5 protein-coding genes and 2 pseudogenes are annotated in these 5,728 nt (G+C 39.3%); all 7 read left to right on the plus strand.

Translation table 11 applies throughout. The annotated features are described in order from the left end of the window. Positions 1-119: 119 nt before the first annotated feature. Positions 120-755, plus strand: a pseudogene (locus tag LC574_RS23205) (acyl-CoA desaturase); the annotation flags it as partial. Positions 756-844: 89 nt separating this feature from the next. Further along, complete coding sequence (locus LC574_RS23210; RefSeq protein WP_229455935.1) at positions 845-1,267, plus strand: hypothetical protein; 423 nt, start codon at positions 845-847, stop codon at positions 1,265-1,267. Between the two features lie 118 nt (positions 1,268-1,385). Then, on the plus strand, positions 1,386-2,207 hold the full coding sequence (locus tag LC574_RS23215; RefSeq protein WP_229455936.1) for an Rpn family recombination-promoting nuclease/putative transposase: 822 nt from the start codon (positions 1,386-1,388) through the stop codon (positions 2,205-2,207). A gap of 77 nt (positions 2,208-2,284) precedes the next feature. Further along, entirely contained in the window at positions 2,285-3,340 is a 1,056-nt protein-coding gene (dusB, locus tag LC574_RS23220) for a tRNA dihydrouridine synthase DusB (protein WP_229455937.1), read from the plus strand. Positions 3,341-3,414: 74 nt separating this feature from the next. Continuing rightward, positions 3,415-3,969 (plus strand): Uma2 family endonuclease, encoded by a 555-nt coding sequence (locus LC574_RS23225; protein ID WP_229455938.1) that lies wholly within the window; start codon positions 3,415-3,417, stop codon positions 3,967-3,969. A 21-nt stretch (positions 3,970-3,990) separates the two neighbouring features. Further along, a complete protein-coding gene (locus LC574_RS23230) occupies positions 3,991-5,298 on the plus strand; it encodes an AAA family ATPase (RefSeq protein WP_229455939.1) in 1,308 nt (435 codons plus the stop codon). Continuing rightward, positions 5,292-5,728 (plus strand): annotated as a pseudogene (locus LC574_RS23235) (hypothetical protein); the annotation flags it as partial. The gene LC574_RS23230 and the pseudogene LC574_RS23235, both read left to right, overlap by 7 nt.

The raw sequence follows: 5,728 nt of genomic DNA on the forward strand, positions 1-5,728 counted from the left end.
CTGTTGAGAATCAGGGATTATTTTTGGTGCAATTAACTATGAAGCAACTATCAATCAACTATATTGATAGATTCGCTTTAATAAAAATTAGAAAACGTAATACAAGGGACACAATGTAAGTTCCTAAGTGGTTAGAGTATGCGATCGCCCTCATTGGAGCGTTGGCTTTGCAAGGTGGGCCAATTTTTTGGGTAGGTGGACACCGCCAGCATCACGCCCATACAGAAGATATTAATTTAGACCCCTACTCTGCCCAAAGAGGCTTTTGGTGGAGCCATATACTGTGGATTTTCTACCCGCGTCCAGAATTTTTTGACTATGATACCTATAAAAAATATGCCCCTGACCTAGCAAGACAACCCTATTATTGCTGGTTAGATCGCTACTTCTTGCTATTGCAAATACCCTTCGGGCTGCTGCTTTATGCTTTAGGAGGATGGTCTTTCGTATTCTACGGAGTGTTTCTCAGATGTGTCTTGCTTTGGCACTCAACCTGGTTTGTGAACTCAGCATCACACCTGTGGGGTTATCGCACCTTTGATGCCAATGATGGCGCTCGTAATCTTTGGTGGGTATCCATCGTCACTTATGGAGAAGGATGGCACAATAACCATCATACTTATCCCCACATGGCAAAATCTGGGTTTTCTTGGTGGGAGATTGATGTTACTTGGTGGAGCATCCTAGTTTTACAGACTTTGGGTTTAGCCAAAAAAGTTGTTTCGCGTCCTCCTCAAGGTGCAACTCACGGCTAAATTGCAACTAAATTACCATGAATTTGTTATGCCGATTGCTTCTTGCAGTCGGCTTAATAAACTGTTACGCATTCTAATTGCATATTTAAATGATGATTAATACTTCTAGGTTTCGCCAGACGATTCTGCTAGCTATCATCACACTCAACCTCATTTCTACTTGGCTACACTACATAGATAATGCATTATTTTTGAGTAGATATCCTGGCCCCGCATGGTTCACTTCTGTTGGAGTAATTAGTACTGTGATTGTGATGACTCCAGTTGGATTATTGGGATATTGCTTTTACAACAAAAGCATGTTTTGGTCGGCGTACTTTTTATTAGTTTTATACTCAATCACTAGTATCTCCAGTCCAGTCCATTATCTCTTCCCGATGGTTGCTCCCATGTCTTTGAAAATGCATAGCCTAATTTGGCTGGATGGAGTTATGGGACTGTTACTGATAGGTTTTTTGCTGTGGTCTAGTTTTGTATTGAAAGAGTGGCGTAGTACACCAACTGTAAATTGACATAGCATCATATATAACTAAAATTGCTCCCCATTTTCTTAAGTCTAATTAAATAAAATCTGTTACTAGCTATTTCACGGTAAAATCTAACGGTTTAAATTACCGCAATACATCAAACGTGAAAACTGACAGCATTTTTTATCGCCTTTTTCAAGAATTTCCTGGCATCTTTTTTGAATTAATTGGTAATCCACCCCAAACGGCAGAGGGTTATAAATTCTCCTCAATTGAAATTAAGCAAACTGCATTCCGTATAGATGGCGTTTTTCTCCCAACACAAGGGGAAGAAAATCCGATTTACTTTGTTGAAGTCCAGTTTCAAACCGACACAGAAATTTATTCCCGCTTATTTTCAGAAATTTATTTATACTTACGTCAAAATAAACCTAAAAATTCTTGGCGAGGAGTAGTTATCTATCCCAATCGCAGTTTAGATACAGCAGATATCAGGAATTACAGTGAATTTTTCACAAGTGGGCGCATCAGTCGCATTTATCTTAATGAATTAGGTGAAACTGCATCATTGCCAGTTGGAATTGCTACGATGAAATTAGTGGTCGATGAAGAGGAGACAGCAATTACATCTGCTAGGCAGTTAATAGACAGAACCCAGCAAGAAATCAACATTGAACCACAACGGCGGCAGTTACTAGAATTAATAGAGACAATACTAGTTTACAAGTTTCCGACGATGAGTCGAGAGGAGATTGAAGGTATGTTTGGGTTAAGTGATTTGAAACAAACACGAGTTTATCAAGAAGGCAAGCAAGAAGGTAAACAGGAAGGCAAGCAAGAAGGAGCGCGTGAAGAAAAGTTTAGAATGATACCTTTGTTGTTGAGATTGGGATTGAGTTTTGAAGAAACAGCGAAAGAGTTAGGTTTGAGCCTAGAAGAGATTCAGCAAGAAATGCAAAAACAGCCTCCAAGTCAGGATACGTAACCTACAATTATCCGCGATCGCAGATACCTCTAAATATTCCTGCTATTTTCCATTCCCATTAATTTTTTATTTTTTGTATGATTTCGCTCTCTCCCATTCTGCAAGCTAGACTCTCCCAACCCCTCAAAATTGGCTCCTTCGAGGTAAAAAGTCGCGTTCTCCAGTCGCCTCTATCTGGGGTGACAGATATGGTGTTTCGCCGGATTGTGCGTCGCTATGCGCCAGATTCGATGATGTATACCGAAATGGTAAATGCTACAGGGTTGCATTATGTCAAGCAGTTACCCAAAATCATGGAGGTAGACCCAAATGAGCGCCCAATTAGCGTTCAACTATTTGATTGTCGTCCAGATTTCCTCGCAGAAGCAGCAATAAAAGCAGTTGCCGAAGGTGCTGATACTGTAGATATTAATATGGGTTGTCCGGTAAATAAAATTACCAAAAATGGTGGTGGTTCTTCGTTGTTGCGGCAACCAGAAGTAGCAGAGGCAATTGTGCGGGAAGTGGTAAAAGCTGTTGATGTACCTGTGACAGTAAAAACCCGTATTGGCTGGAATGATAACGAAATTACTATTCTCGACTTTGCCAAGCGGATGGAAGATGCCGGGGCAAAAATGATCACAGTCCACGGACGCACCCGCGCCCAAGGATACAATGGCAATGCCCGTTGGGAATGGATTGCGCGTGTAAAAGAAGTGCTTTCTATCCCAGTGATTGGGAATGGAGATATTTTTTCCGTTGAAGCGGCGGTGAAATGTTTAGAACAAACTGGTGCTGATGGTGTGATGTGTTCCCGTGGAACTTTGGGTTATCCATTTTTGGTGGGAGAAATTGATCACTTCCTAAAAACTGGAGAGATGTTAGCATCACCAACCCCGATTGGGCGCTTGGAATGTGCAAGAGATCATTTACAAGCCTTGTGGGAATATAAAGGCGATCGCGGTGTACGTCAAGCCCGTAAGCACATGACTTGGTATGCTAAAGGTTTCGTTGGTGCTGCCGAACTCCGAGGACAGCTAAGTTTAGTTGAAAAGGTAGATCAAGGTTTGGCAATGATTGACCAAGCAATTGAAAAATTGGCTAATGGTTATGAATTAGAGGAAGAAGCGCAAGGTAGTTTGGTAATGCTTTGAAAAATGAATATTACAAAAATTTCCTTTATTACTCTATACTTTGTATATTTAACAAGCCAAAGTGGAGGCTCACAATGTTAGTTTCCAAACACAACGATGTTGTATCCGTCCCTCAAATCCTCTCTTTAGAAGACTTCATGGCAAATCCTCCAGACGGAATGGAGTGGGTAGACGAGCAACTAGTAGAAAAAACAGGGATGACATTAAAACATAGTGAAATTGAATCAAGTCTTGGTTTTTACTGGAGAAGTTACATCAACTCCAATCAAGTAGGTGGGAAAGTTTACACTGAAGTACCTTGTCGCACATATAAACAGGGGCGTCGTCCTGATGTGGCTTATCTGACGCCGGATTTGGTAAGTGAGTTTGGTGATGTTCCCACTTTGCCCCAGAGTTTCCCACTAATTGCTGAAATAGTTTCACCCACCGATTTAGCTGAAGACTTATTTATAAAAGCCCAGGAGTATTTGCAGTCTGGTTGCGAGGAAATTTGGCTAGTATTTCCTGAAAGTCGGTTAGTTTTTGTAATGACTGATAATCAGGTTTTGGGCTTTAAAGCTGGTGATGTGGTTAGTACTCAAAAAGTATTGTTAGGTTTTAATGTGGCTGTAGATGAATTGTTAAGTTGAAAGAGACTTGTTTTAAATCCTATGAATCAACCACTACTTCGCTTTGTTGCTAGCAAAAATTATAAAAATCTGTCTTTAGATAAAGTAGTTGAGCTAAAAAAACTCAATATATTTATAGGTTCAAACGGTTCAGGCAAAAGCAACTTTATCAGTTGTTTAAAATTTTTAAAAGATAGCTTAACTACTATTCCTGATGAAAGTCGGGGTGTTAGTAGTTTTGAAAATGCAGTTACTCAAATTGGTGCTAATCGAATTTTAGATGGCAGTATAGCAAGCCCTGCTGTAGTAACACTTGCTTATTGTTTTTCACAATTTTCCCAAACTGGTACTCCCGGAAGAAACAGTGGAATTCTTGATTTGAAGATTTATGTTGACAAAAACCAACCAAGAGTTAATATTTCCGAAGAATGTTTATATAGCGGAGAAGATTTACATGAATCAGCTTCATCAAAACCTTTCTATTATTATAAGTTTCATGACAGGGAAGCGGGCAAAGGCGCTGTATCAGTTTATGATAGTCCCGGACAAAATTCCAGCACTCATTTTGAACCTTTAGACAATATAGATACCAATTCTTTGGGGCTTTCTGCTATTCCTCGGCTGCTTGAATATAGCCAATATCCTCCCGAAAGCACACCTGTTTTCAGAATTAGAAGAGACCTTGTTGAATTTATTTCCAAATGGCAATTTTACAATGCCAACAATATGGATTTAAATCAAATTAGAACGGCAGAACCTAAAATAGGAGGAAGTGATATTTATTTATCTTCATCTGGAGATAATTTACCACTAGTTTTAGATAATTTGACTCAGCAAGATATCGACTTCGAGGACAGCATCAACAAGGCAATGAAGTCGATTTTACCAAAAACTCGTCGTCTAAGACCTATACGTTCTGGTCGCTTGTCTCTGACTGTAGAATGGTATTTTCATGATATTAAGGAAGCTTTTTATCTAAATGAAATGTCAGATGGAACTGTCAGAATGCTTTGTTGGGCTACTATATTACATTCTCCAGTTCTCCCTTCATTGCTAGTCATTGATGAGCCAGAATTAGGATTGCACATATCGTGGATGCCAATTTTAGCAGAGTGGATTAAAAAAGCTGCCGCGAAAACCCAATTAATTATCACCACACATAGTCCCGATCTTTTAGATCATTTCACGGATTGTTTAGAAAATGTTTTTTGTTTTGCTTCAGAAGATAAAACACATTTCTCTATCAAAACACTCTCCAAAGAAATGCTAAATCAAAAATTAAAAGAAGGATGGCAATTAGGTGATTTATATGGTGTTGGCGACCCCAGTATTGGAGGATGGCCGTGGTAGTATGGGTTTTTGCTGGTGGTGGGGAAGCTGAAGTTAGAGGATTAATCCCTTTTTTAGAACAAAATTTTTCTAATTGTAAATTTGAACGAAAAACACCAGCTCGTCAAAAACCTGGCCCTAAGCCTGGTAAGGGAAATAGTTATGGCAGAACAAGTCAAAGCCTAATTGAGCAAATCATTAAAGAACTACCTATTGCCTTAAGATATGAACCAAATAAATGTAATCTAATTTTAGTGTTTGACGATTTAGATTGCCGCACGCCAGAGCTTCAAGAAAATAAAATTTTAGATGCGATATCAACTATACCAGAATGTGCTGATATTAATAAACTTGTTGTGTTTGCTGCTCCTGAACTGGAAGCTTGGATTATTGCAGATTGGAGTAACTCAATAGCTAGACATCCAGATTTTCGAGGTAGACACGAGCGGAT

It is taken from the genome of Nostoc sp. CHAB 5715, assembly GCF_020829685.1.
GTDB lineage: Bacteria > Cyanobacteriota > Cyanobacteriia > Cyanobacteriales > Nostocaceae > Nostoc.